The sequence below is a fragment of the Halobacillus massiliensis genome (assembly GCF_900166625.1).
Lineage (GTDB): Bacteria > Bacillota > Bacilli > Bacillales > Halobacillaceae > Halobacillus_A > Halobacillus_A massiliensis.
In genome coordinates, this window is the sequence record NZ_LT800499.1 from 2,424,722 (window position 1) to 2,450,867 (window position 26,146).

A 26,146-nucleotide genomic window follows, 5' to 3' on the forward strand; every position below is an offset into this window, starting at 1 on the left:
TAAATGCATCCCTTAAGTTTACTGAGTAAATATTTTCGGTTCTTCTCTCCACTGCTGGAGTTTGCTGTATTCTTCATCATTGATTTTACCAGCCTGTTTCATTATGGCAATTAACTCATTATAAGCTGCTAAGGAATGAGTGCGTATGCCTTTAGCTTTGAAAGCATCAGAAGCTTCAGAAAGATTGTAAGTAAAGATAGAAAGCACTTCAACTACTTTTTTATCGCTGTTAACCACTGCATCACTGGCCGCAATCGATGATTTTCCTGTCGAAATGAGATCTTCTATTACGATAACATTGTTCCCTTGGGACAGATCTCCTTCGATCTGATTGCCTTTCCCATGTTTTTTTGCTTCTCCTCTTACATAGACCATTGGGAGCTTAAGTCTGTCGGCGACCCAGGCGGCGTGCGGAATACCTGCGGTTGCACATCCGGCAATCATATCGACTGGCTCTTGCAGGCTCTCAATATGCTCTACCATGGCATCTATAATCTGCTCCCGCACATCTGGATAGGACATAACAAGACGATTGTCACAATAAATAGGCGAGCGAATGCCTGAGGTCCATGTAAATAAATCATTCGGCTGTATTTGTACAGCTCCTATACTAAGCAGTTGGTGTGCTATTCTTCCTGACTCCATTCAAAAATTCCTCCTTCATCTTCTTGTAGGCAGCAAAAGGATCAGATGATTGGGTTATGTTACGGCCTACGACTATACAATCGCTTCCCGCCTCTCCAGCTGCTTCAGGTGTAGCTACACGCTTCTGATCATGATGTTCTGCATCAGACTGACGGATACCTGGTGTCAGTGCTATGAAGTCCTTCCCGCACGCTTTACGCAGCGCCGGCACTTCCTTAACCGAGCAGACAACACCATCGACACCGTTGTTTTTTGATAAAACGGCATAGTGGATAACAGCTTCCTCCATTGACTTTCCATTAATCAGCAGTTCATTCGAGAGCATCATATCATCAGTGGAGGTAAGCTGTGTAACAGCAAGCAGCAGTGGTTTTTTATTTGCTGATCCTATATCAAGACCTTCTGCTGCTGCCTGCATCATCGCACTCCCGCCCTGTGCGTGAAGATTCACTATGTCTACCTCAAGAGAAGCCAGACTTGTCATTGCCCGCTTCACTGTGGCCGGTATGTCATGCAGCTTTAAATCTAAAAATACGGGATGATTTCTTTTTTTCAAATCTTCTATAATGGATGGTCCTTCTCTATAAAAGAGTTCCATTCCAACTTTAACCGGTACTTTTTTTAATCCATTCGTTTCTAAAAACTGCAGGACTTGCTCTTTTCGCGGGAAATCAAGCGCAACATAAAGCGGGTTATTGGTGGACAAGATGAGCACCTCCGATAGCTTCTTCTACAGAAGAAAACCCATATTTTTTGAGTGTGTCTGGAAGCTGCTGGATTAACTCTTTACAAATGTTTGGATTTTTAAAATTCGCGCTCCCGACAGCAACTGCACTAGCTCCTGCCAGCAGGAATTCTACGATATCATCTGTCGTTTCAATGCCGCCCATTCCAATGATCGGAATGTCTACTTTGTCGTAAACTTCATGAATCATCCGAACAGCCACTGGCTTAATCGCCGGGCCGGACAATCCTCCAGTCTGATTGCTAATAACCGGCCGTCTAGTTTTGGGATCAATTCTCATTCCTGTAATTGTGTTAATCATTGACAGGCCGTCAGCACCTGCTTCTTCAACAGATTTTGCCAGTAAAACAATATTCGTCACATTAGGGGAAAGCTTTACATAAACTGGAAGACTGCTCGCTTCTTTCACCCGCTTTGTTACTTCATAAGCCAAATCTGGATCTGTTCCGAACTGCACTCCACCTTCTTTAACATTCGGACAGGATATGTTAAGTTCAAGAGCTTTTACATTGCTTTCACACAGCCTACTTGTAACTTCCACATACTCTTCCACTGTTTTTCCAGCTACATTTGCGATGATTGGAATATTAAACTGCTCAAGAAATGGAAGCTCCTGAGAGATAATTTTCTCGACTCCGGGATTTTGCAGGCCGATCGCATTTAGCATTCCGCTCGATGTCTCGGCTACTCTTGGTGTTGGATTTCCAAAGCGGCTTTCTTCCGTTGCTGCTTTAATTATCACAGCTCCCAGCTCCGAAAGATCATAAAACTGAGCGAACTCTTTACCAAATCCGAAACATCCGGAAGCCGGCATAACCGGATTTTTTAAAGATAAACCAGGCAGAGTGACTTGAATATCCATTATAAAATGACCTCCTCAGGACGAAAGACCGGGCCGTCGCTGCAGACTTTTACATAATCTTTTTCAGAATTACACGGCGTCTCCATAACACAGGCAAAGCAGGCTCCAATGCCGCATCCCATTCGCTCTTCAATAGAAATATAGCCAGGTTTACCGGTCAACTCTTTTTTTACATTTTTCAACATAACTGTCGGACCACATGTGAAGTAGCAGTCGACCGAATTTAAATCAGGAAGCGCATCTGTAACAAAACCTTTTATACCTGCACTGCCGTCATTTGTAGTAATCCGTACTTCTCCCAGTTCTTCAAATTCTCTCACATAAAACAGGTCTTCTTCAGATCTGTAGCCAAGTACACTTGTGATGTGATGTCCTTTTGCCTTAAGCTGTTTCGCTAAATAGTAGAGAGGCGGTATGCCGATCCCGCCGCCGATTAGAAGGGCATGGCCCTTTTCGACCTCATCTACAGGAAATCCCTTCCCACCTGGACCTACGATATCTATTTTTTCTCCTGGTAGTTTGGTTGTTAAAGCTTCTGTGCCTTCCCCCAGCACTTTGTATAGAATAGTTATCGTCCCTTTAACCGGACTTACGTCTGCGATCGAGACGGGACGCCGCAAGAAAAAGCTGTCACTGATTTGGATGTGAACAAATTGCCCGGGGGTTTCTACCATGCTGGCAATCTCACCTTCGATTTCCATTAAATACGTTTGATGTGCGATCCTCTGGTGATTGACAATCGTCATCCATTCACGAATCACTGGGCAAACACCGCCTCTTTTTTATCAATGGTACGGGCCGTAAATGTCATTGCATCAATGACTTCCACAATGGTCTTCGCTGTATCTAAGCTTGTGAGGCAGGCGATTCCATGTTCCACGGCTTCTCTTCTGATAAGAAATCCATCAGAACGGGAGCGGCGGCCTTTATTAATTGTGTTGACCACAAACTGTACTTCTCCATTTCTAATTAAGTCGATGGTATCCTTCTGATCTGAGCCTAACTTCCCTACTGCTTCTACAGGGAGATTCGCTTCCTGAATTACTTTAGCTGTCCCCTCAGTCGCAAACAGATGGAATCCAAGCTGATGAAATGTTTCTGCAATCTGAACCATTTCCTGCTTATCTTTATTTGCAACCGTCAAGAGAACAGAGCCTTCAGTTGGTATCTTCAATCCGGCTGCCGTCATCCCCTTATAGAGTGCTTTTTCGAGGCTTTGATCATATCCAATGACTTCTCCAGTGGATTTCATTTCTGGTCCTAATGTCGTATCTACACTGCGCAGCTTTTCAAAAGAGAATACAGGGACTTTCACGTAAACCCCATCCGGCTTGTCAGCGACCTGTGTCTTGTAACCTAGTTCATTTAAGGTTGAACCCATTAGCACTTTTGTTGCCAGCTGGGCCATCGTAATGCCGGTAATTTTACTTAGGAATGGTACGGTTCTGCTTGCCCTTGGATTTACTTCAAGTACATAAGCTGTGCCTTCTAAAACAACGAACTGGATGTTAATTAAGCCTTTCATTTTTAAAGAGCGTGCAATTTTGATCGTTGCATCGATACACTGCTGTTCTAGCTCTGCTGTTAAACGCTGGGTCGGATACACTGCCATAGAATCTCCAGAGTGAACTCCTGCACGTTCAATGTGTTCCATAATCCCGGGAATTAGTACATCTTCTCCATCGGAAATCGCGTCTACCTCAATTTCCATTCCGGTCAGATACTTATCGACCAGAATCGGATGGCCGTTGTGCACTCGCACATTTTCTTTCATGTACACGTCAAGTTCTTCATCAGAATAGACGATTTCCATAGCTCTTCCGCCAAGTACATAGGAGGGACGTACAACTACCGGGTAACCGATAGAGCGTGCTGCTCGGAGTGCTTCTTCTTCACTCGTCACGCTTTCCCCGCCTGGCTTAGCGATTTCTAGTTCATTAAGCAGTTTTTCAAAAAGATCACGATCTTCCGTCGTATTTATCGCATCCATTGTTGTCCCTAATATCGGTACTCCACAATGATCCAGACCTTCGACAAGGTTAATCGCAGTCTGTCCGCCGAATTGGACGATAACTCCTTCCGGTTTTTCCAGATCAATTACATGCATAACATCTTCTAATGTGAGCGGTTCAAAGTATAGCTTGTCAGATACGCTGAAATCAGTCGATACGGTTTCCGGGTTGTTGTTCATAATGATGGCATCATACCCCATTTCCTTCAGGGCAAGAACAGAGTAGACCGTCGCATAATCGAATTCGACTCCTTGTCCAATCCGTATCGGACCTGAGCCTATCACCAAAACTTTTTTATTGCTTGATACTTCAGACTCATTTTCCTCTTCATAGGTACTGTAGAAATAAGGCGTTTCTGAAGCAAATTCACCCGCACATGTATCGACCATTTTATAGACAGGTCTTATATTATGATCACGGCGGAAATCCATCACTTTAAATTCGTCGGAAGATAAGATTCTGGAGAGCTGCGCATCAGAAAATCCTTTTTCCTTTGCTTTTTTGATTAATTCCGCGTCCCATGGTCTTTCTTTAAGTGCACCCTCTAAATCTATGATTTGTTTAAGTTTGTTTAAGAAGAAATAGTCAATGCCGGTAACCTCATGAACCTCTTTTATAGTAATCTCTCTTCTTAAGGCTTCTGCTATTACATAAATCCGCTCATCGTCTGCTTTTTTCATTCGTTCAAATATGACTTCATTTTCCAGCTCAGCGACAGAATCTACATATAAGTCTTCCTTCTCCCCTTCTAAGGAACGGACTCCCTTTAAGAGAGCCTCTTCAATCGTACGGCCGATCGACATGACTTCCCCTGTCGCTTTCATCTGTGTGCCGAGCTTGCGATTTCCTTTGGCAAATTTATCAAAAGGCCAGCGAGGTATTTTAGCTACCACATAGTCAAGTGCCGGTTCAAAACAGGCATAAGTTGTGCCAGTGATTGGGTTTTGAATTTCGTCTAATGTCATACCTACCGCAATTTTCGCCGCCATTTTAGCAATCGGATAGCCTGTGGCTTTTGACGCTAGTGCAGAAGAACGGCTGACTCTCGGGTTGACCTCGATGACGTAATATTGAAAGCTGTGTGGATCTAAAGCCAATTGAACATTACATCCGCCCTCGATTTCAAGAGCACGAATAATGTCTAAGGAAGCATTTCGAAGCATCTGATATTCTCTGTCACTTAGCGTCTGCGAAGGAGCAAATACGATGGAATCACCTGTATGAATGCCTACAGGGTCGAAGTTTTCCATATTACACACAACGATCGCCTGGTCATTGCTGTCACGCATAACTTCATATTCGATCTCTTTAAATCCTGCAATATTTTTCTCAATCAGGCACTGGCTGACAGGTGATAATGAGATCCCGCTTCGTGCTGTTTCCCGAAGTTCCTGTTCATTATCACACATACCTCCACCGGCGCCTCCCATTGTATACGCAGGACGTACGATGACTGGATAGCCAATTTGATTGGCGAAATCGATTGCTTCATCTACTGAGCTGACAATCTCACTATCAGGAACAGGCTGTTCCATTTTATACATCAGCGCACGGAACTTCTCACGGTCTTCTGCTTTTTGAATGGCCTCAAGCGGTGTTCCCAGAAGCTCTACATGATAGCGTTCGAGAATACCAGATTCACTCAGTTCAACTGCTAAGTTAAGCCCGGTCTGTCCTCCTAGAGTCGGCAGAATGGCATCAGGACGTTCTTTACGAACAATTTTCATTAAAAATTCAGCGGTGAGAGGCTCCATGTATACTTTATCGGCTACTGTATGATCTGTCATAATTGTTGCAGGGTTGGAGTTAGCTAGAATAACTTCATAACCTTCTTCTTTTAATGCCTGGCAAGCCTGCGTGCCGGAGTAGTCAAACTCTGCTGCCTGCCCGATGACAATAGGACCTGATCCAATCACTAAGATTCTCTTGATATCTGTTCGTTTAGACATAAAGGTTCTCCTCCTCTTTCTTTGTCTGTCCCTGCCCCATCCTTTGTAAAAACTCATCAAATAAGTAAGACGTATCGTCTGGGCCCGGGGAGCTTTCCGGATGATACTGTACACTGAATACATTACAGGTGGAGTGTTCGAGACCTTCAACCGTCCCATCATTCAGCGAAACCTGGGTAAGTCTAAGTTTAGTAGCCTGAACAGAAGCCCCATTGACCGCGTAGCCATGATTTTGGGAAGTAATTTTTGTTTTGTTTGTTTTTAAATCTTTTACCGGCTGGTTGGCTCCTCGATGTCCAAACTTCATTTTTTGAGTATCTGCTCCTCCAGCCAGTGCGATCAGCTGGTGTCCTAAGCAGATTCCAAAAATCGGTACCTGCCCCATCAGGGTCCGGATCGTCTGGATCGCTTCAGGAACATCTTTTGGATCCCCCGGTCCGTTTGAAAGCATAACGCCATCTGGTTTTAAGCGAAGGATTTCATCTGCGGATGTATGGTAGGGAACAACTGTCACGTGACAGTTACGCTTCGTAAACTCACGGAGAATACCGTGTTTCATTCCAAAGTCGACAAGTACCACACGGTAGCCGCGTCCTGGCACAACGTACGGCTTAATCGTTGAGACCTGTCTTACTTGATCTCGTGGTAGTGGAGTATCATTCATCATATGAAGCACCTGCTCAACTGGACGGTCTGCTGAAGTAATCACAGCTTTCATCGCCCCGTGCTTACGGATAATTTTTGTCAGTTTTCTCGTATCTATTCCGCTGATCCCAGGAATTTTTTTAGCTTTTAAAAATTCATCAAGTGTCTCCTCGCAGCGGAAGTTAGAAGGCGATTCACAATGTTCTTTTACTACCACTCCTAAAATTGCAGGATTTACCGTTTCAAAGTCATCTCGGTTAATCCCGTAGTTTCCGATTAATGGATAAGTAAATGTAACGATCTGCCCACAGTATGAAGGATCAGAGATCACTTCCTGGTATCCAGTCATTCCTGTATTAAAAACGATTTCTCCAAAGCTGTCTCTTTCACTGCCAAAACCTTTTCCAATAAAAGTTGTTCCATCCTCAAGCACGAGCTGTTTCATTTTGGCTTCCCTCCCATACGATTTTTCCGTCAACGATTGTAACTTCCGGCCAGCCTTTTACAAGACTCCCGTGAAATGGTGTGTTCTTTCCTTTTGAAGCAAATGAAAAACGGTCAATCTGTTTCTCTATATTCAAATTAATAAGCGTAAGGTCTGCAGGTGCTCCAATTTCAAGTGTTCCAAATGGCAAGTCGAAAATTTGGCTCGGAGCCTTACTAAGCCAGTCGATTAGCTGTTCTAATTCCCAGTCTCCTTTTTCAACAAAATGTGTATAGAGAAGGGGGAATGCAATCTCAAGGCCGGTAATTCCAAATGGAGACTGGAGAAGACCCGACTGTTTTTCTTCTTCCGTATGTGGGGCATGGTCTGTAGCAATACAGTCAATTGTTCCATCCAGCAGTCCTTCAATAAGTGCGTCACGATCTTCCTTAGATCGAAGCGGCGGGTTCATTTTATAAAACGCATCATCTTCTTTTATATCATCTTCAGTAAGGAGCAGGTGGTGTGGTGTAACTTCTGCCGTAACTTTAATTCCAGCCTTCTTGGCATCGCGGATAACACGGACTGATTCTTTAGTTGAGACGTGGCACACATGATAATGGCAGCCTGCCGCTTCTGCGAGCAGAACGTCTCTTGCAATGTGTACCGATTCAGCGATGTTCGGAATGCCTGGCACCTTTAGTCTTTGGCTGACATTTCCTTCATGGACTACCCCATTATAGATGAGTGAATTATCTTCACAGTGGGCAACAACTGCCTTGTTTAAGCGTGCAGCTTCCAGCATTGCTTCATACATCATGCCGGCCTCTTGCACCCCGACACCGTCATCTGTAAATGCAAAAGCGCCTGCTTCTGTTAATCCTTCAAAATCCACCATTTCTTTACCAAGCTGGCGGGTTGTAATAGCTGCATAGGGAAGAACTCTAACGGAGGCATCTGCTTTTATTTTTTCATAAAGTTCATTTAAAGTTTCTGACTTATCGGGCACGGGCCTCGTATTCGGCATCGCACATACTGTAGTGAATCCGCCTTTTGCTGCGGCTTTAGTTCCTGTCGCAATTGTCTCTTTGGCCTCACCGCCAGGTTCTCTCAAATGAATATGGACATCAACAAGACCCGGTGATAAAAGCAATCCTTCCGCAAGAAGAGTGTTTTCTGCCTCTCCCTGTACCCTTTCACCGATATCTGCTATTTTTCCATCTACAATCATAACTTCACATGGCGTCGGTTCTCCGTTTAATAAACGCTTAGCACCTTTAATTTTGATGGACATGTAAAACCGCCTCCTCTAGTAATGTTTGAATCACAGCCATTCGAATGTTCACACCATTGGCCATTTGACTGAAAATACGTGATCGCGGACACTCTACTAAGCTCGAATCTATTTCTACGCCGCGATTAACCGGCGCTGGGTGAAGAATTATACTCCTTTTTTTCATCGAAGCTTCCCTTCTTTTCGTTAACCCGTATGTCTCCAGGTAATTTCCGGAAAAAGCTTCTTGACAATGCCTTTCATGCTGCACACGAAGGAGCATCAATACATCACTTTCAGCTGCTGCCTCATCCATTGATATGTACTCATTGGAGAGGGCAGGATCCTGCCAGATTGAAGGGGCAGTAAATGAGACATCAGCACCAAGCATCCGAAGAGCTCTGGCATTTGATCGAGCCACCCGGCTGTGCTTGATATCGCCGGCAATGGCAACCTTTAATCCTGCAAAACTTTTAAACTCCTCTGCGATTGTAAATAGATCCAGCAGACACTGAGTTGGATGTTCCCCAGTTCCGTCTCCTGCGTTAATAATTGAAAGTGAAAGGTCCTTAGAAAGTTCTTGAAGAATTCCTTCTTCAGCCTGTCTGAGAACAACTAGCTCCACACCGATTGATTCCAGTGTTTTTATAGTGTCTCGCAATGACTCTCCCTTCGTAAGGCTCGACTCAGCCCCATTAACGTCAATTACATCCATTCCGAGTTTTTTCTCAGCAATATAGAAGCTATTCTTCGTTCGAGTACTCGGTTCAAGAAAAATATTCGCTGCAAACTTGCGGTCCGCGTCCCATCCGACCACACCCTGTTTAAACCGAGAAGCTTTGTGAAAAAGCTCAGTGATCATATGCGGAGTAACATCTTTCATTGATAATAAATGCTTCATGCCTTTGGCTCCCCTTTCTTTTGAAAAAATTAGATTTCCTATAAGCGCGGGATGTGCAAAGGTATAAAAATAGCACCCCCGGGTTACCGGGGATGCTGCTTTTCGTTTATAACGAACAAGCTAAGCCCTAGTACACCCTTGTAAGCCTCTCTGGACTTCATTTAAAACGTGCGCTGGTTTAGTTATGCTGCTCCACTATTTGATTGTTTTTCCGTTTCCGGCTCTTCAAACATTTTTCCATTTCCATGACTTTTCTCTTTGCCAGGAAGGATCAGGTTTAGAATGACACCAATAATTGCTGCAAGAGCCATTCCTTCAATTTGCAGTCCGTCCGTTACTCTTACAAAAGCTCCTCCCAAGCCGATTACAAGAATTACTGAAGAGATGATCAAGTTTCGCTTTTCACTAAAATCCACCTGATTATCTATCAGCATACGAAGACCACTTGATGCGATAGTACCAAACAACAGGATGGAGACACCGCCCATCACCGCAGAAGGAATAGATCCAATAATTGCTGTACTCATTCCCAGGAAACCGAAGAGAATCGCGAATACAGCAGCTCCTCCGATTACAAATACGCTGAACACCCTGGTGATTGCGAGCACGCCTATATTTTCTCCATAAGTTGTATTTGGAGGACCGCCAAGCATAGAAGCGATCATCGTTGCTACACCGTCTCCAAGAATGGAGCGGTTTAACCCGGGATTTTTTAAGAAATTGCGTCCGACAACTTTTGAAAGGACCATTTGATCCCCGATGTGCTCTGTCATTGTCACTAAAGCAAATGGCACCATTAAGAAGACGATCTGCCAGCTGAAGACATCCATAGGGGAGAAATCTTTAAATGGGATAAGAAAGTCCGGCATCATAAAGAGTGCTTGAAAAAAACCTCCGATTGAATCTGCAGACGTGATCCCTGACCACTGGGCAGCAATTTCACTCGTGTCAATGATCCCCTGTGTGAGGGCAAAGATATAGCCGGAGAGAATACCAATTAAGATTGGCAGCAGACTTAGAAATCCTCTCAGGAAAACCGTAGCGGCAATGGTGACCCCAAGTGTTACAAGAGCTACCGTAAAATGGGTGGCACTGTATACTTGTTCTTCTCCAGGCAGATACATTGCCATATCTATTGCTGTAGAAGCCAGTCCAAGACCAATCACTATAATGACAGGACCTACGACAACTGGAGGCAGAAGATTGATGAGCCAGTTTATTCCGAACATCGTGATCAGTAATGCAACCACTCCGTATACAAGTCCGGCCAGAAAACTTCCGATCATCGCACCGGCGATACCATGAGTGTTGGAGACTTCCATAATTGGATAGATAAAAGCAAAACTTGAACCTAGATAAGCCGGTACTTTTCCTTTAGTTATTAATATATAGGCAAGGGTGCCGAAGCCGCTGGAGACAAGAGCGACAGCCGGAGGCAGCCCTGTAAGAAATGGAACTAAGATGGTTGCCCCAAACATCGCAAACAGATGCTGCATGCTAAGCATTAGCCATTTCCCTGCATTTGGACGTTCATGAACTCCTAAAGCTGCTTGTTTCATTGTTGTTTCCTCCTTCTTTCCATAAAAAAACTCTTTGCTGCTTAAAAGCTCGCAAAGAGTTAGACGTATAGTCCATACGTTCTCATTTTACGACCTTTTAAGCCTCTCTGGACTTCTATTAAAGGTGTAACACTATTTACTTTTCATAAATAATCACTTCATCCTGTCCATCGGTTTCTTTCAATTCGACAGTTACGACTTCGTTTTGAGAAGTCGGGATGTTTTTCCCAACATAATTTGCCGTAATCGGCAGTTCACGATGCCCTCTGTCTACGAGAACAGCAAGCTGAATCTGGGAAGGACGTCCGTGGTCCATGAGTGCATCCATTGCGGCACGCACCGTTCGACCTGTATATAAGACATCATCGACTAAGATTACTTTCTTGTGAGTAATATCAACTGAAATATTTGCTTCCTTAACATCAGGATCTACTTGATAGCTTTTATTCTTCAGATCATCGCGGTACAGTGTAATGTCAAGCTTTCCACCTGCTATGTTCTGACCCTCGATACTTTCAATCTTTTCCTTGAGCCTATCGGCAATCGGTGCACCGCGGGTCTTGATCCCCACTAACACCACATCTTCGACCCCTTTATTTTTTTCAATAATTTCATGGGAGATACGGGTCAAAGCTCTTCGAATAGCTGCTTCATCTAACACGGTTGCTTTTTTTTCCATAATCAAGGCCTCCATACAAAAAGCCCTTCTCCGCGCATAAAGGCAGAAAAGGGCAGTAAATACACTTAGAGTGTTATCCGATACCTTTTCAGCCTCACGGGACTGTTGTTAAAGGACTTGCGTTATTCTTATCAGAAGTATGACAGACGCATTTAGGTTTGTCAACTCTTATTACGCAGAGACTCAAGGGTAGCTGTAAACTCCTCTGGCGGATCAATCTCAAACTTCATCCATTCTTCTGTCCGCGGATGAGTAAAACCAACGGACTTTGCATGAAGAGCCTGCCCTTCTTTTAAGTCAAGTGTTTTTCTCGGACCATATTTAGGGTCTCCGGCTAATGGATGATTAATATAACGCATATGCACGCGGATCTGGTGAGTCCTTCCCGTCTCCAGCTTGCATTCAACATAAGAAAACTCTTTAAAATGTTCTAACACCTGGAAGTGAGTTACAGCCTCTTTTCCCTTGTCAACGACGGCCATCTTCTGTCGGTCTTTTGGATCTCTTCCTATCGGTGCATCGATTGTTCCATATTCATGAGTAATGTCTCCATGAACAATCGCAACATATTTTCTTTCGACCGATTTTTCCATTAGCTGTCGGACGAGTGATTCATGGGCTTTATCATTTTTAGCTACCATCAGCAGCCCGCTCGTATCTTTATCGATGCGGTGAACGATTCCAGGACGTTCTACACCATTAATGCCGGAAAGATCAGAGCAGTGATATAAAAGGGCATGGACAAGGGTGCCTGACATGTTTCCGGCAGCAGGATGGACTACCATTCCAGACGGCTTATTTACTACGACAACATCCTCATCCTCATAAACGATCTCAATATCAATATTTTCCGGCTGCAGGTCAAGGGGCTGTGGCTCTGGCACTTGCCAGGTAATCACCTGGCCTGCCTGCACCTTGTAATTGTTTTTTACAAATTCTTCATCCACTTGTACATGCTTATCTTTCAGCCATGTTTGAATTTGGGATCTTGAGGCGTCCTCAATAATTTCTCTTAATAATTTATCAATCCGCTTCGACTCATCTGCTTCGGTTACTTCATATATTTCTTTCACTTAGATGTTCTCCTTTTCTTTTGACGCTCATCTACAAATGCTGCAATCATAATTAAAATTACTCCAACTACTAACGAGGAATCGGCCACATTAAAAATAGGATAGTTATAGCTTCCTATATAAACATCCAGAAAGTCCACGACCTCTTTACGAAACAGTCTGTCGATAAAGTTACCGATTGCGCCAGCTAAGACTAGAGCCAGAGCCACTCCTGTAAACTTGCTGGCTTTAGCATACTGATTCATATAGTAAATGATAAAACCAACAACTACCAAAGTTATAATATAGAAAAACCACATTTGTCCGGCTAGTATTCCCCAGGCTGCTCCTGTATTCCGGTGTGAAGTTATGTAAAAGAACCCTTCAATTACAGGGATTGATTCCCTTAATTCCATTTGCTGGACGATGATCCATTTTGTCAGCTGATCAATGAGAATAACAGCTCCAGCTAATAAGTAATAGATAAACATGAGCTAGCCGCCTCCAACTATTAGTTTCCTTTGCTATTGTACCATATCTGATAAACGGCCGCTTCATTTTAAGAATTCTTGAAAATTCCTGGTGTACTACTTATAGATGAAAAACAGGGAAGGATATATTTTTTCTTTAATTGTAAATATACGGTATTAACATCATGACAGTTTTTCCATTGTATAGAAAAAAACCCAATAGAGAATAAATTTTTCTCCATTGGGTTTCTCTTATTAAGATACGTAATGTTTTTCAACAACAGAGGCACAGCGTGGGCAAAGTTCTGGGTGTTTGGCATCTTTGCCAATTTCATGGGAAGAGACCCAGCAGCGTTCACATTTTTCACCTGTGTGCTTCGTTACGGCTATTTTAACCCAGTCATAATCTTTAGATTCAGCTGCCTCTGTTCCAACTTCGGCTTCAGAAACGATTAGCAGCTGATGAAGATCTTCAATAGATGAAAGCACCTGCTTTGTTTTTTCATCCTTTGGTACAATCGTTATATGAGCTTCCAATGATTTACCAATTACTTTTTCATTACGAGCTTCTTCAAGTGCTTTTAGGACGTCATCACGGATTTCCATGAAGTGGTCCCACTTTTCTACTAACTCCTGATCAGCTGGATTTCCCGCTTCAGGCATGTCAGTAAGCTGTACGCTTTGTTCCTCCACGCCTGGAACATATTTCCAAACTTCATCCGCAGTATGAGGGATGATTGGTGTCATCAGTTTCACAAGTGCTGTCAATGTCTCATAATAAACCGTCTGGATACTGCGGCGGTGTGGATGATCAGCTGCTTCGATGTAAAGGATATCTTTTGCAAAATCAAGGTAAAAGGAGCTTAAATCAATTGTACAGAAATTATGAACCTTATTATAAACGGTTGAAAATTCGTAAGCTTCATACGCATGGCGCGTGTCCTTTACAAGTCGATTTAAGCGATGCAGCATGTATTGATCAACTTCCTGAAGGTTTTCTTTTGCTACCGCATCTTTCTTCGGGTCAAAATCATGAAGGTTGCCCAGCAGGAATCGGAACGTGTTCCGAATCTTCCGATATACTTCTGCAACTTGCTTGAGAATTTCATCCGAAATTCTTACATCTGCCTGATAGTCGGAAGAGGATACCCATAAACGGATAATATCAGCTCCAAGCTGTTTCATTACTTTATCGGGAACAATCACGTTTCCGAGTGACTTACTCATTTTATGGCCTTTTCCATCAAGAACAAACCCGTGACTTAGAATCCCTTTAAATGGTGCTTTTCCTGAAACGGCAACAGAGGTGGACAGAGAAGAGTTAAACCACCCGCGGTACTGGTCAGATCCTTCTAAATAAAGATCGGCCGGGCGTTGAAGTTCCTCACGCTGTTCCAGTACCCCCTGATGAGTAGAACCGGAGTCAAACCAAACATCCATGATATCCATTTCTTTCGTAAATTCGCCATTAGGGCTGTGTTCGGAAGTAAATCCTTCTGGCAGAAGATCTTTTGCTTCACGCTCAAACCATACGTTTGAACCATGCTCACGGAACAGCTCAGATACGTGTTCAATCGTTTCGTCAGTAATAATCGGTTCACCGTCTTCTCCGTAAAAGACCGGAATTGGCACGCCCCACGTACGTTGACGGGAAATACACCAGTCCTGACGATCTCTCACCATATTATATAGACGTGTTTCTCCCCATTTAGGCGTCCATTCCACTTTGTTAATTTCGTCAAGAAGGTCTTTACGGAAATCTTTAATGGAAGCAAACCATTGGTCAGTCGCTCGGAAAATCGTCGGTTTTTTTGTACGCCAATCATGCGGATAAGAGTGTGTAATAAATTCGAGATGTAAAAGGGCCCCGGATTCTTTTAGTTTATCTGTAATCGGCTTATTGGCCTTATCATAGAATATCCCTTCAAATCCAGGGGCTTCTCCTGTAAATACACCTTTATTATCAACAGGACAAAGCACATCTAAGCCGTACTGCTGTCCAACCCAAAAGTCATCTTCCCCGTGACCTGGGGCTGTGTGTACACAACCGGTGCCTCCTTCAGTTGTTACATGATCGCCAAGAACCACAAGGGACTCCCGGTCATAGAAAGGATGTTTAGCAGAAATGCGGTCAGCTTTTTTTCCTTTAAACACTTTAGTGACCTCATAATTCTCCCACTCCAGCTTTCCAGCTACTTCTTCAAGCAGATCATGGGCGATAATGAATTTCTCTTGCTCTACTTGAACCACTGCATATTCTGTTGCAGGGTTCAAAGCGATGCCTAAGTTGGCTGGAATTGTCCAAGGGGTTGTTGTCCAGATGATAATCTTTTCCCCGCCTTCGAGCAGATCTTTCCCATCCTGAACTTCAAAGCTTACGTAAATAGACGGTGAACGCTTATCCTGGTACTCAATTTCGGCTTCCGCAAGGGCGGACTCTGAAGAAGGAGACCAAAAGACTGGTTTTAATCCTTTATAGATATAGCTTTTTTTCGCCATATCACCAAATACTTTAATCTGCTCGGCTTCAAAAGCTTTATTTAACGTAATATAAGGGTTATCCCAGTCGCCGCGGACCCCCATGCGCTTAAATTCATTACGCTGAATGTCGATTTGACCAAGCGCGTAATCTGCACACTTCTGACGGAATTCTGCCAGCGACATTTTTTTACGATCGACTTTCTTTTTAGCTAAAGCGGACTCAATCGGAAGACCGTGTGTATCCCAGCCCGGAACATAAGGAGCATGAAAGCCTGCCATCGACTTATAACGCACAATAAAATCTTTTAATGTTTTATTTAACGCATGCCCCATATGAAGGCTGCCATTCGCATAAGGAGGTCCATCGTGCAGGACAAACAAGGGACGGCCTTTTGTCCGTTCCTGAACCTGCTTATATATATTTGATTCATCCCATGCCTTCTGCATTTCAGGCTCGCGGTTTGGTAAATTGCCACGCATTGGGAAATCCGTTTTTGGCATTAATAAAGTGTCTTTATAATTCATAGCTGTTCCTCCTTTAAAAAATCACAATCAAAAAAGGTCTCCTCATCCCTTAAAAGGGACGAGAAGACCTCGCGTTACCACCCTAAATAATTAGCATAATTACTGCTAATCTCTTATCTTATTCGTATCGTGAACGACCCGGCTGCTCTTACTAAATCATTCAGAACAGCTGCTCAAGGGGGATTTTCCGTTAAAGACCCGCTTCGGACTTTCACCATCACCGAATCGCTATAACTGCAGATGCACTTTACGTACTTTCCCTATCATTGCATGGAAATATTCATATGTGTTAATGAATTATATGTAATTTTCGGCTTGAAGTCAAGAGGCTATTTCGAAGCGTACTCCTTATCAGCCTCTTGCGCTTCAGCTTTTGCAGGTACAGAAGCTTCGCCATGAGGGAACTGAGTATCGAGGAGATGATCCCAATCATCGTTTTCAATCATTGCCACTTGAGCTTCCACAAGCATACGCAGTCTCATTTTGAAAACCTTCGCCTGCTTCTTCATTTCTTCAACTTCCTGAGAGATTTTTTGAGATTTAGAGAGAGCTTCATTTATTATGCGGTCTGCATTTTTTTCGGCTTCCTGGACAATTAACTTAGATTCCTTAGCAGCATTTGTTTTGACTTCTTCTGCTGTCTCCTGGGCAACAAGAATTGACTTATTTAATGTGGTCTCAATGTTGTTGAAATGACCTATACGCTCATTTAACTGCTCCACTTCTTTTTCTAATTCTTTCTTATTACGGATGACAATTTCATAATCTTTTATAACTTGATCTAGAAATTCGTTAACTTCGTCTTCATCATATCCTCTAAATCCGCGGGTAAATTCTTTATTATGGATATCTAATGGTGTTAAAGGCACACCAGCCACCTCCTAAAATCTTCTTAATCGTCTTCAATATAACTATTTTCGACAAAAAAGAGGAAAATCCTCTAATAATCTATGCAATTAATTCAATTGTCCTGTTGTTACTTTGAACTTATCTTTCTTAGTCGTTCCGTGAATTGTCTCAAGCCTGCTCCTGCCCATGCCTCGTAAAGAAAGCAAGTCCCCTTCCCGAACGGTAAACGCAGGATTGTCCACGGTTCGGAAGTTTACCTTCACATGTTCAGCCTCAATGTACATCGATGCTTTTTTCCTTGAGATCCCATAGATTTCCTTGACGACCACATCGAGTCTTAGTGAAGAAATTGTACTGTCTTTATACTTCCATGTTTCTTCATTCACCATCATCTGGTCGAGAGGCTTCTCAGAAAACTCTACATTTGCTTTTTTTATAGACGTAAAATTCATTCGAATGTAATCACTGATTTCCGACGCTGTGATGATATGTATTTTCCCATCTCGAACGACCAGGTCGCCAAGCTTTTCCCGCTTAATTCCAAGTGACATAAATGAACCTAGAACATCACGGTGTTCAATAGTGAGAAATTTCTCCGCATAGTCCGCCGCAAGCAGTGTTAACGAGAAATCTTCTTCTTTTATTATCTCATATTCCGGGGCGATGATGGCTCTCTTTCTTTCTGCATAGTTTTGTCCCCCTGAAAGCGACCACTTCAGGTCCATATTCATACCCATTACGCTTTTAAATATCTGTTGTTCCCTTGGATTAAGAAAGTCTGTTTCTTTGCGTTCATATCTCATTTCTACATCACGCTGCAGTGAGGTCATCTGATCTATAAACGGACGTTCTTCCTCCCTGAAGTGCTGATAAATATCCATTTTTCATCCTTCCTCCATTATAAAAAAGAACAGACAGGAGCATAACCGCTTCTTATCTGTTCTCCGTTACTACGTTAACATCTGGAAAAGTTCCTGTAGTCCGGCCCCTGCAAAACGCAGCACTAAAATGGCAACGATCGGCGAAATATCTATCATGCCAAGAGGGGGAATAATTTTACGAAACGGTTCAAGAAACGGTTCCGCAAGCCTTGCTAAAATCTCACCAAAGCTTGATTCCCTTGCTCCTGGAAACCAAGACAATAAAATGTAAATAATTAATATCCAGCTGTAAATATAGATTGCATTACTTAATAGTCCAAACAAAACATCCATCTTTTACCACCTTCTGCTAGAATCTTCTTCTTCAGCGGCGAGCATTTCAGATATAGTTCCTGAAATCTCGACGTTATCAGGAGTACAGAGAAACGTTTGTGCACCAAGCTTCTGAATATCTCCTCCTATAGCATAAACGGTACCGCTTAAAAAATCTACAATTCGCTTAGCCTGCTTATGATCAACACGCTGCAAATTAATAACAACAGCCCTGCGGTTCACAAGCTGATCAGCAATTTCCTGTGCTTCGTTATAGGTTTTCGGTTCAACTAACACCATTTTAGAAGAGCCTTTAGCACTCTTTAAACTGACGATGTTCTGTCCTTCTGACGACGGCTGCTGCCTGTTACGCTGCATCGGTGTTACTTCTTCCTGTTTCTGAGTGTTATTTTCCAGTGTTTCTTCTTCAACGTATTCGTATTCATCTTCAAGTGTAAAAAATGATTTTAATTTGTTTTTCATACTCAATTCCCTCACCTCTTCTGTATTATGATCCCACTAAGCTAGTTCCCACTCGTATATGAGTGGCACCTTCTTCTATAGCCAGCTGGTAATCATTGCTCATTCCCATGGAAAGCCATTTACAAGGGGCATGGACAAGCTTCTGATCACGTATAATATCCCTTAAGGCGCGAAGTTTTCTAAAGACGGCTCGCAGCTCTTCTTCATTATCAATATGAGGAGCCATGGTCATTAAACCGACGACCTTAATTCTGTCATATTCTTTCAATGAATGAATGAAATCTTCCACATTTGAAGGGTCCAGACCATGCTTAGAGTCTTCGCCGCTGACGTTTACTTGAACAAAACAGGGCACCTGCTTATCCGCCCGCTTTTGAATTTCCTTTGCCAGTGACTTCCTATCAAGAGAATGCATATAGTCTACTTTGTTGATGATCTCTTTCACTTTACGTGATTGTAAAGAGCCTATGAAATGCCAAATGGCTTCTTCACCAATCGCCTCATGTTTTTCCAGAAAACCTTCACGACGATTTTCGCCCAGGTTATTTACTCCGGCTTCCAGCGCTTCACGCGCTCGATCAATTGATACGTATTTAGTAACTCCGATAATTGTAATTTTTTCATCATTGCGCTCACAATTTTTGCAAGCCTGCTGTATTCTCTGTTTTATTTCTTCCAGGTTGTCTGCTACGGACATATGTACCCTCCTTACTAACTCGTCCAGCCTATGTAAGCAAGCATTCTTCCCGTCTGCCCCTGGTCGCGTCGATGGGAGTAAAATAAATGCTCATCATCGTAGGTGCAATAACTGCTTACCAAAATATTATTTAGTGAAAGACCGTTATCCACAGCTATCCTTCGATTTAATTCTTTAAGGTCAAGATTAAATTTACCCTCTGATCCTTCTGTTAAAACTTGACTGCAATAAGAAGATGGTATGTGGTTCACTACTCGCTGGTCAACTTCATAATGTTTCTGGCTGATGCTTGGTCCAATTATCATTAATAAAGTGGATAGCTCAGCTCCATGTTCTGCCATTTTTGAAATCATAGCTCCTGCCATACCGCTGACCGTGCCTTTCCACCCTGCATGGGCAACTCCGATCCATTTAGAACTAGGATCCAGAAACAATAAGGGTACACAATCAGCATAGAAAGCTGTCAGCAAAATATCCTTCTGATTCGTAATAAGTCCATCCACTCCACCTATCGCTTTCTTAAGAGAGAAGGCTCCTCTTCCTTTATGTGAATGATCTACTACCTTTATTTGTGTACCGTGCACCTGCTCGCCCATAACCCACTGGCTGAGAGGGAGGTTTAATTCTTCTGCCAAGGCTCTGCGATTTTTTATCACCGATTCCTTTAAATCTGATACGTGAAGTCCCATATTCAGGCTATCGTACGGAACTTCACTGTATCCGCTTTGCCGTGTCGTTATCCCGGCAGTCACATTATGCTGTAAAAAACAGGCATGCTGTCTTGCTGTTTTTGACTGGAAGGGTTCGGTCATAATACCACCTCAATTTCCCTTCATTTTACCACATAATTCATCCTTTTTCCTAACTAAATCCTCCTAATCGATCTTTTGGTCTCCTGCCTTAGAACTGTAACCGGACTTTTTAACGAGGATCACATCTGCCCCTATATTTACGATCTGGCTCCAAGGTATAACCATCTCTTCATCTTTTCCGAACATCCCCATTGCTTTTCCTTTTAATTTCAAAACGAGTCCTTTCAGTTGGCCGCGCTGGCTGTCAATGTCCAAATCGGTAATATAACCAAGCCTCTCTCCCGTTTCCATCGCGATGACATCTTTCACTTGTAATTCAGAGATTTTCATAGCTACGCCTCCCTCATATAAGAGTATATGCAAGACTTTCTGAACGATTTCTTTCCACAGAAAAACACCACTGAATAGTCAGTGGTGTTTCATCATATTATTGAAACATAGATGAATTCATTTCTTTAATGGCCGCTTTTTCCAGGCGGGAGACTTGTGCCTGGGAAATACCGATTTCTTCGGCAACTTCCATTTGAGTTTTTCCTTGGAAAAATCGCTTCGTTAGTATCATTTTTTCTCGCTCATTCAACTTTTTCATGCCTTCACGCAGTGATAATTCATCAAGCCATATTGAATCTTTTTCCCTGTCGTCTTTTAGCTGATCAACAACATAGATCGGATCTCCCCCATCATTGTAAATAGGCTCAAATAAAGATACCGGATCTTGAATCGCATCCATCGCAAAAACAACATCTTCATGCGGGATCCCCATTTTTTCGGCAATTTCATGTGGGGCCGGGTCTTTCGATGTTTCACTAATCATTTTTTCACGCATTTGCAAAGCCTTGTAAGCCGTATCCCTTAACGATCGAGAGACACGAATAGGGTTATTGTCTCTTAAATATCTTCTGATTTCACCAATAATCATTGGAACCGCATAGGTAGAGAACTTTACATTATGACTTAAATCGAAGTTATCGATTGATTTCATCAGGCCGATACAGCCTACTTGAAATAAGTCGTCACCATATTCACCACGGTTATTAAATCGTTGAATTACAGATAATACAAGACGTAAATTCCCATTTACTAATATTTCTCTTGCTTCTGTGTCACCTGATTGCAAACGCTCAAACAGGGTCCGCATTTCTTGGTTCTTAAGTACTGGTAGCTTTGATGTGTCTACACCGCATATTTCTACTTTATGTCGTGTCAAAAGTAAGACCCTCCCAAGAAGCTGATTTCCATTTTCAGTATCTCCTCGGGAGGGATTTTTATGCATAGGTATTTTGGGAATTTTAGACCATCTTATCGAATTCTCTTTGCAGGCGTCGAATAATTTTCTTTTCCAGGCGGGAGATGTAAGACTGAGAAATACCAAGCATATCTGCCACATCTTTTTGGGTCTTTTCTTTTTTGCCAATTAATCCAAAACGAAGTTCCATGATTTCTTTTTCACGGTTGCTGAGCTGACCCAGAGCCGACTTTAAAAGCTTTTTATCCACTTTTTTTTCAATATCTTTCGTAATTAAATCTTCTTCTGTGCCAAGAATATCAGAAAGCAGCAGCTCATTACCATCCCAATCCACATTCAGCGGCTCGTCAAAGGACACTTCCGTTTTAAGCTTATTGCTTTTTCTCAGATGCATAAGTATTTCATTTTCGATACAGCGCGACGCATATGTTGCCAGCTTTATTTTTTTCTCAGGATCAAACGTATTTACCGCTTTTATTAATCCAATGGTGCCAATACTGATGAGATCTTCAATATTTAAACCTGTGTTTTCAAATTTGCGTGCAATATAAACGACGAGTCGTAAATTTCTTTCTATCAGCATGGCTCTCGCCGCTTTGTCACCTTTAGGCAAACGTTCAAGCAGGTCTCTTTCTTCTTCTCTACTCAGTGGAGGCGGAAGAGCTTCGCTGCCGCCAATATAATAAATTTCTTTTTGCTTTATTCCGAGCTTCAGTGCAATTTTGTATAAATAAAATTTAAGTTTAAACTTCCATTTCATCCATTTGCCCCCTATGCCGATATCCCCTTAATCGCTGCGTGGGGATGAATTATAATCTGGTACATTTGGTCATGTGTTAAATCATGATGTTGAATTCCAAGAAGTGGCTGCTCGATTGTAAGCTCCCCCTCAGGTGTATAAATGGTTATATTATCCACCATAAAGGTAACCATTAAATTACTTGAAGCACCCGCCCCCTGAAACGGAACTAAATGAAGAGACTTATGGTAGCGCTCTGAAACTTCTTCTATTCTGTCTAATACTGTTTCTGTCTTTAATCCTTTCAGTTCTTCCTCAGAAAAAAACTGTTTCCATACGTTTAAGTCAGCTAAAAAAACCATTTTCTTACTGATAGGATCTACTAAATGATTGCCGCTGTCTACAAGGCCTGTACATAAAATACTCTTCCCCAAATAAACGACCTTCACCTGATATAAGTCTTCTGCTTTAAGCCTGTGGGCATGGATTTGTTCAAGTCTCCATTTTGTAAATATCCAGGAAGCCGGAAAACCAATACAAACAAATAGCCAGCTGACCGGATGGCCATAACCAGTGGAATACGTAATCCACTCTCCTCCTTGAGCTGCAATCTGGCTGTTAAAGAAATAGTGGACACCTACCATCGTTCCTCCAATGGCAAAAGTAACAAAATAAAAGGTAAGCCATTGAACAAAAGCGGTTCGTAAAGAAACGTAGGCAAAAGCAATCGTGACAATTAAAAGGGAAAAAGCTATTTTTCCTAGACTGGTAGTCAGCCAGATACCAGGCATGAGAACGCTGATCGGTACGATACAGGAAGCTACAAAAGCAGCCGATAGAATCCGCAGATTTGTCGTCCTGGCTCTTGTTAAGCCTTGCGTTAAGTAAAGAATCATTCCATCCATTAATAAATTCAGCAGCCAAACAGCGTCTAGATAAATCCTCCTCCCCCCACCTCTCCTTCGTATTTATATGAAAGTATAATTCTTAGCCATTAAAAAGTCTGTCAAAACATGAATGCTGGCTGCAGCATTTTTTGTTACAAGATGTCTGGTCCAGGCTGTTAATTTTTTCATAAAAAAACGCTGCTTCAAAGAAAGCAGCGTTCCTATACTTGAGCAACTAAAATACAAACAAGAAAGGGACTTATAACCTGGAACCAAAAAGAACCACTGCTCCTCAAGAGTCAGTGGTTCAAGAATATTTACATATTAGCGGCGGCGGTTTCTATTGCGAAGGAAAGTAGGGATATCTAACGTATCCTCTTCCTGCTGCCCTGTCGCTTTATTCGGAGAAGGCTGGCTTTCACGACGTGTTGTCGGCTGCTGTTCTTCACGCGGACGCTCTGTGTGAGTCGTTTTCATTTGATTTACACTGTTTACACGCGGCTTATTTTTACCTTCGGCAAGCTGTGCTTCATCAAATCCAGTAGCAATTACGGTAACTACAATTTCGTCTTTCAAGTTTTCGTTGATCACAGAACCGAAAATTACGTTTACTTCCTGGTCGGCAGCAGATGTTACAATATCCGCAGCTTCTTGTACTTCATATAAGCTTAAGTTCGTGCCTCCACTGATATTCATCAGCACACCATGTGCACCGTCAATAGATGTCTCAAGAAGCGGTGAGGAAATAGCTTTCTTTGCGGCTTCAGCTGCACGATTTTCCCCTGTGGCGATACCGATTCCCATAAGGGCAGAACCTTTATCTACCATAATAGTTTTCACATCAGCAAAGTCTACGTTAATTAGGCCTGGTACTGCAATTAAATCTGAGATACCTTGTACACCTTGGCGTAAAACGTTATCCGCTTCACGGAATGCTTCAAGCATTGGTGTGTTTTTATCTACAATTTCTAGTAGACGGTCGTTCGGAATAACGATCAGAGTATCAACACTGCCTTTTAAGCTGTCAGTACCTGAAGCAGCCTGTGTTGCACGCTTTCTACCTTCGAAAGTAAAGGGACGTGTCACTACACCGACAGTTAATGCTCCCAATTCTTTTGCTACGTTTGCGATGACCGGAGCGGCACCTGTACCGGTTCCTCCACCCATTCCAGCAGTAACAAATACCATGTCAGCTCCTTGAAGAGCTTCTTCGATTTGTTCTTTGCTTTCTTCTGCAGCTTTTCGACCTACTTCAGGATTGGCTCCTGCACCTAATCCGCGAGTAAGTTTTCCGCCGATTTGCATTTTAACTTCTGCTTTTGAAAGGTTTAACGCCTGAGCATCTGTATTAACGGCGATAAACTCTACACCTTGTACTCCATGCTCAATCATTCGGTTAACGGCGTTACTTCCACCGCCCCCGACACCTATTACTTTAATTGTTGCCAGTTGATCCATGCTTGTATCAAAATCTAACATCATCCGTTCCTCCTAATTACAAAATTACAAGATTCATAGGTTATATTCCGGTTTTTCTCACATATTAATCAAAGAAATACTTTAATAGATTGGAAAAGCCAGATTCTTTTTTCTCTTTCGGTTTACTTTCTGTTTCATTTTTCTGCTTATTTACTCGTTTCTGCTTTGGCTGTGCTTGTTTATCAGCTTGATAAATTACAGAAGGAAATAGTTCTTTTCCTTGTATTTTCGCATTACGATAAGCAAATTGCAATATTCCAACACCACTCGTAAATTGAGGCTCCCGCACTCCAATATAATCAGGAATAGCAATTCTTACATTGGAATGGAAAATATCCTGGGCAAGCTCCAGTACTCCCGGCATATTCATAGCACCGCCAGTCAGTACGAATCCGCCTGGAAGTTCGCGAACCCCCATACGCTGTAGTTCTTTAGCCGCAAACACAAAGATTTCTTCAAGTCTTGCTTCAATCATATCAGAGATTTGCAGCTGATTGAATGTTTGTTCTCGATTACTTCCAATAATCTTGACTTCAAATGTTTCATTTTCGTCCGCATCATCGAAGAAAGCATAACCATACTCTATTTTAATGTTCTCTGCTTCCTCTGTAGAAGTTCTCAATCCTATGGATAGATCCTTCGTAAGATTATCTCCGCCATAAGGCAATAAGCTGGTTCCAGTTAAATGTCCGTCTTCGAAAACAGAAACTGTCGTAGAACCGCCGCCAATGTCAATTAAAGCAACTCCCAGATTTGTTTCATCATGAGATAACGAAACAGTCCCTGCTGCTAAAGGCTGGAGGCACACATCAAGAATTTCCAGTCCTGCTCTCTCAACACATTTTAATGTATTATGTAATACGGTTTTTGCACACGTAATTATTGTGCCTTCCATTTCTAAACGGACACCAATCATACCCCGCGGGTCTGTAATTTCATCCTGACCATCAACAACAAACTCCTGTGGAATAACATCAACTATCTCTCTCTCAGGAGGTACAGATACTACTTGGGCAGCATCAATGACACGTGCAATGTCTTCATCGCCAATTTCTCTCGTCTCGCTGGAGACAGCAACTACCCCATGGCATGGCTGAAGCTGAATGTGATTCCCATTCACTCCCACGACCACACGTTCAATTTTCATATCAACCATTCTCTCTGCCTGTTCTACAGCAGATTTGATAGATTGTACGGTCTGATCAATATCGATTATAGCCCCTTTTTTCATGCCATTTGATTTGGCAGAGCCGACACCGATTATATTAAGAGAGTCATTCATAATCTCTCCTATTATTACTTTTATCCTACTTGTACCTATATCTAAACTCACTAAAATTTCATTTTCATTCACCAGTGACGCACCTCCTGTTACAAGCCATATAAGTACTTAAAATCATATCGTTTTTACAGTTAAAAAACAATCTCTGCAACCCTAATGTAAATGAAATGATATAGTGCGTAAATCCCTATTTCTCAGGATTTACACCTATCTCACTAACTGTCTGCCATAAAATTCTAAAAAACTGTCAATAAAAT

General features: G+C 42.4%; 25 protein-coding genes and 1 other annotated feature. All 25 genes read right to left on the reverse strand.

Annotation, left to right across the window (positions count from 1 at the left end; all coding sequences use genetic code 11):
• Positions 1 to 18 precede the first annotated feature (18 nt).
• The 25 genes from pyrE to ftsA all read right to left on the reverse strand — a co-directional run bounded on the left by pyrE (position 19) and on the right by ftsA (position 25,961).
• The gene (gene pyrE / locus B7E06_RS12095) at positions 19 to 645 is read right to left on the reverse strand and encodes an orotate phosphoribosyltransferase (protein ID WP_082234232.1); all 627 of its coding nucleotides are present in this window, start codon (positions 643 to 645) and stop codon (positions 19 to 21) included.
• Positions 611 to 1,351: an orotidine-5'-phosphate decarboxylase gene (gene pyrF, locus B7E06_RS12100; protein WP_082234233.1), complete on the reverse strand. Its 741-nt coding sequence runs from the start codon at positions 1,349 to 1,351 to the stop codon at positions 611 to 613. Before pyrF ends, pyrE begins: the two co-directional genes overlap by 35 nt.
• Positions 1,338 to 2,252 carry a dihydroorotate dehydrogenase gene (locus B7E06_RS12105; RefSeq protein ID WP_082234234.1) on the reverse strand — a complete coding sequence of 305 codons (915 nt, stop codon included), beginning with the start codon at positions 2,250 to 2,252 and terminating at the stop codon, positions 1,338 to 1,340. The genes pyrF and B7E06_RS12105 overlap by 14 nt, the downstream gene beginning before the upstream one ends.
• Entirely contained in the window at positions 2,252 to 3,013 is a 762-nt protein-coding gene (locus B7E06_RS12110; protein WP_082234235.1) for a dihydroorotate dehydrogenase electron transfer subunit, read from the reverse strand. The genes B7E06_RS12105 and B7E06_RS12110 overlap by 1 nt, the downstream gene beginning before the upstream one ends.
• The gene (gene carB, locus B7E06_RS12115; RefSeq protein WP_082234236.1) at positions 3,010 to 6,213 is read right to left on the reverse strand and encodes a carbamoyl-phosphate synthase large subunit; all 3,204 of its coding nucleotides are present in this window, start codon (positions 6,211 to 6,213) and stop codon (positions 3,010 to 3,012) included. Before carB ends, B7E06_RS12110 begins: the two co-directional genes overlap by 4 nt.
• Entirely contained in the window at positions 6,206 to 7,303 is a 1,098-nt protein-coding gene (locus B7E06_RS12120) for a carbamoyl phosphate synthase small subunit (protein ID WP_082234237.1), read from the reverse strand. The genes carB and B7E06_RS12120 overlap by 8 nt, the downstream gene beginning before the upstream one ends.
• Entirely contained in the window at positions 7,284 to 8,576 is a 1,293-nt protein-coding gene (locus B7E06_RS12125; RefSeq protein WP_082234238.1) for a dihydroorotase, read from the reverse strand. Before B7E06_RS12125 ends, B7E06_RS12120 begins: the two co-directional genes overlap by 20 nt.
• Positions 8,560 to 9,456, reverse strand: a complete 897-nt coding sequence (locus B7E06_RS12130) for an aspartate carbamoyltransferase catalytic subunit (RefSeq protein WP_082234239.1) — start codon at positions 9,454 to 9,456, stop codon at positions 8,560 to 8,562. The genes B7E06_RS12125 and B7E06_RS12130 overlap by 17 nt, the downstream gene beginning before the upstream one ends.
• Positions 9,457 to 9,638: 182 nt before the next feature.
• Positions 9,639 to 11,015, reverse strand: a complete 1,377-nt coding sequence (locus B7E06_RS12135; RefSeq protein WP_082234240.1) for a solute carrier family 23 protein — start codon at positions 11,013 to 11,015, stop codon at positions 9,639 to 9,641.
• Positions 11,016 to 11,151: 136 nt separating this feature from the next.
• Positions 11,152 to 11,694: a bifunctional pyr operon transcriptional regulator/uracil phosphoribosyltransferase PyrR gene (gene pyrR / locus B7E06_RS12140; RefSeq protein WP_082234241.1), complete on the reverse strand. Its 543-nt coding sequence runs from the start codon at positions 11,692 to 11,694 to the stop codon at positions 11,152 to 11,154.
• Positions 11,695 to 11,855: 161 nt separating this feature from the next.
• Positions 11,856 to 12,767, reverse strand: a complete 912-nt coding sequence (locus B7E06_RS12145; RefSeq protein ID WP_082234242.1) for an RluA family pseudouridine synthase — start codon at positions 12,765 to 12,767, stop codon at positions 11,856 to 11,858.
• Positions 12,764 to 13,237: a signal peptidase II gene (gene lspA, locus B7E06_RS12150; protein ID WP_082234243.1), complete on the reverse strand. Its 474-nt coding sequence runs from the start codon at positions 13,235 to 13,237 to the stop codon at positions 12,764 to 12,766. Before lspA ends, B7E06_RS12145 begins: the two co-directional genes overlap by 4 nt.
• 234 nt (positions 13,238 to 13,471) lie before the next feature.
• On the reverse strand, positions 13,472 to 16,222 hold the full coding sequence (gene ileS / locus B7E06_RS12155) for an isoleucine--tRNA ligase (RefSeq protein ID WP_082234244.1): 2,751 nt from the start codon (positions 16,220 to 16,222) through the stop codon (positions 13,472 to 13,474).
• Between the two features lie 51 nt (positions 16,223 to 16,273).
• Positions 16,274 to 16,498 (reverse strand) — a binding site (T-box leader).
• A gap of 53 nt (positions 16,499 to 16,551) precedes the next feature.
• A complete protein-coding gene (locus B7E06_RS12160; protein ID WP_082234245.1) occupies positions 16,552 to 17,091 on the reverse strand; it encodes a DivIVA domain-containing protein in 540 nt (179 codons plus the stop codon).
• Positions 17,092 to 17,178: 87 nt separating this feature from the next.
• Positions 17,179 to 17,952, reverse strand: coding sequence for a YlmH family RNA-binding protein (locus B7E06_RS12165; protein ID WP_082234246.1), 774 nt, complete (start codon positions 17,950 to 17,952; stop codon positions 17,179 to 17,181).
• A gap of 69 nt (positions 17,953 to 18,021) precedes the next feature.
• A complete protein-coding gene (locus tag B7E06_RS12170; protein ID WP_082234247.1) occupies positions 18,022 to 18,285 on the reverse strand; it encodes a YggT family protein in 264 nt (87 codons plus the stop codon).
• Positions 18,286 to 18,288: 3 nt separating this feature from the next.
• The gene (locus B7E06_RS12175) at positions 18,289 to 18,753 is read right to left on the reverse strand and encodes a cell division protein SepF (protein WP_082234248.1); all 465 of its coding nucleotides are present in this window, start codon (positions 18,751 to 18,753) and stop codon (positions 18,289 to 18,291) included.
• Positions 18,754 to 18,772: 19 nt separating this feature from the next.
• Entirely contained in the window at positions 18,773 to 19,444 is a 672-nt protein-coding gene (locus tag B7E06_RS12180; protein ID WP_082234249.1) for a YggS family pyridoxal phosphate-dependent enzyme, read from the reverse strand.
• Positions 19,445 to 19,458: 14 nt separating this feature from the next.
• Positions 19,459 to 20,256 carry a peptidoglycan editing factor PgeF gene (pgeF, locus tag B7E06_RS12185; protein WP_082234250.1) on the reverse strand — a complete coding sequence of 266 codons (798 nt, stop codon included), beginning with the start codon at positions 20,254 to 20,256 and terminating at the stop codon, positions 19,459 to 19,461.
• 63 nt (positions 20,257 to 20,319) lie between these two features.
• The gene (locus B7E06_RS12190) at positions 20,320 to 20,586 is read right to left on the reverse strand and encodes a YlmC/YmxH family sporulation protein (protein WP_082234251.1); all 267 of its coding nucleotides are present in this window, start codon (positions 20,584 to 20,586) and stop codon (positions 20,320 to 20,322) included.
• Positions 20,587 to 20,683: 97 nt separating this feature from the next.
• The gene (gene sigG / locus B7E06_RS12195) at positions 20,684 to 21,463 is read right to left on the reverse strand and encodes an RNA polymerase sporulation sigma factor SigG (protein WP_082234252.1); all 780 of its coding nucleotides are present in this window, start codon (positions 21,461 to 21,463) and stop codon (positions 20,684 to 20,686) included.
• A gap of 82 nt (positions 21,464 to 21,545) precedes the next feature.
• Positions 21,546 to 22,262, reverse strand: a complete 717-nt coding sequence (sigE, locus tag B7E06_RS12200) for an RNA polymerase sporulation sigma factor SigE (protein ID WP_082234253.1) — start codon at positions 22,260 to 22,262, stop codon at positions 21,546 to 21,548.
• An 11-nt stretch (positions 22,263 to 22,273) separates the two neighbouring features.
• Complete coding sequence (gene spoIIGA / locus B7E06_RS12205; protein WP_281249156.1) at positions 22,274 to 23,209, reverse strand: sigma-E processing peptidase SpoIIGA; 936 nt, start codon at positions 23,207 to 23,209, stop codon at positions 22,274 to 22,276.
• 243 nt (positions 23,210 to 23,452) lie between these two features.
• Positions 23,453 to 24,607 (reverse strand): cell division protein FtsZ, encoded by a 1,155-nt coding sequence (gene ftsZ / locus B7E06_RS12210; RefSeq protein WP_082234255.1) that lies wholly within the window; start codon positions 24,605 to 24,607, stop codon positions 23,453 to 23,455.
• Between the two features lie 64 nt (positions 24,608 to 24,671).
• Entirely contained in the window at positions 24,672 to 25,961 is a 1,290-nt protein-coding gene (ftsA, locus tag B7E06_RS12215) for a cell division protein FtsA (protein WP_082234256.1), read from the reverse strand.
• Between the last annotated feature and the right edge of the window lie 185 nt (positions 25,962 to 26,146).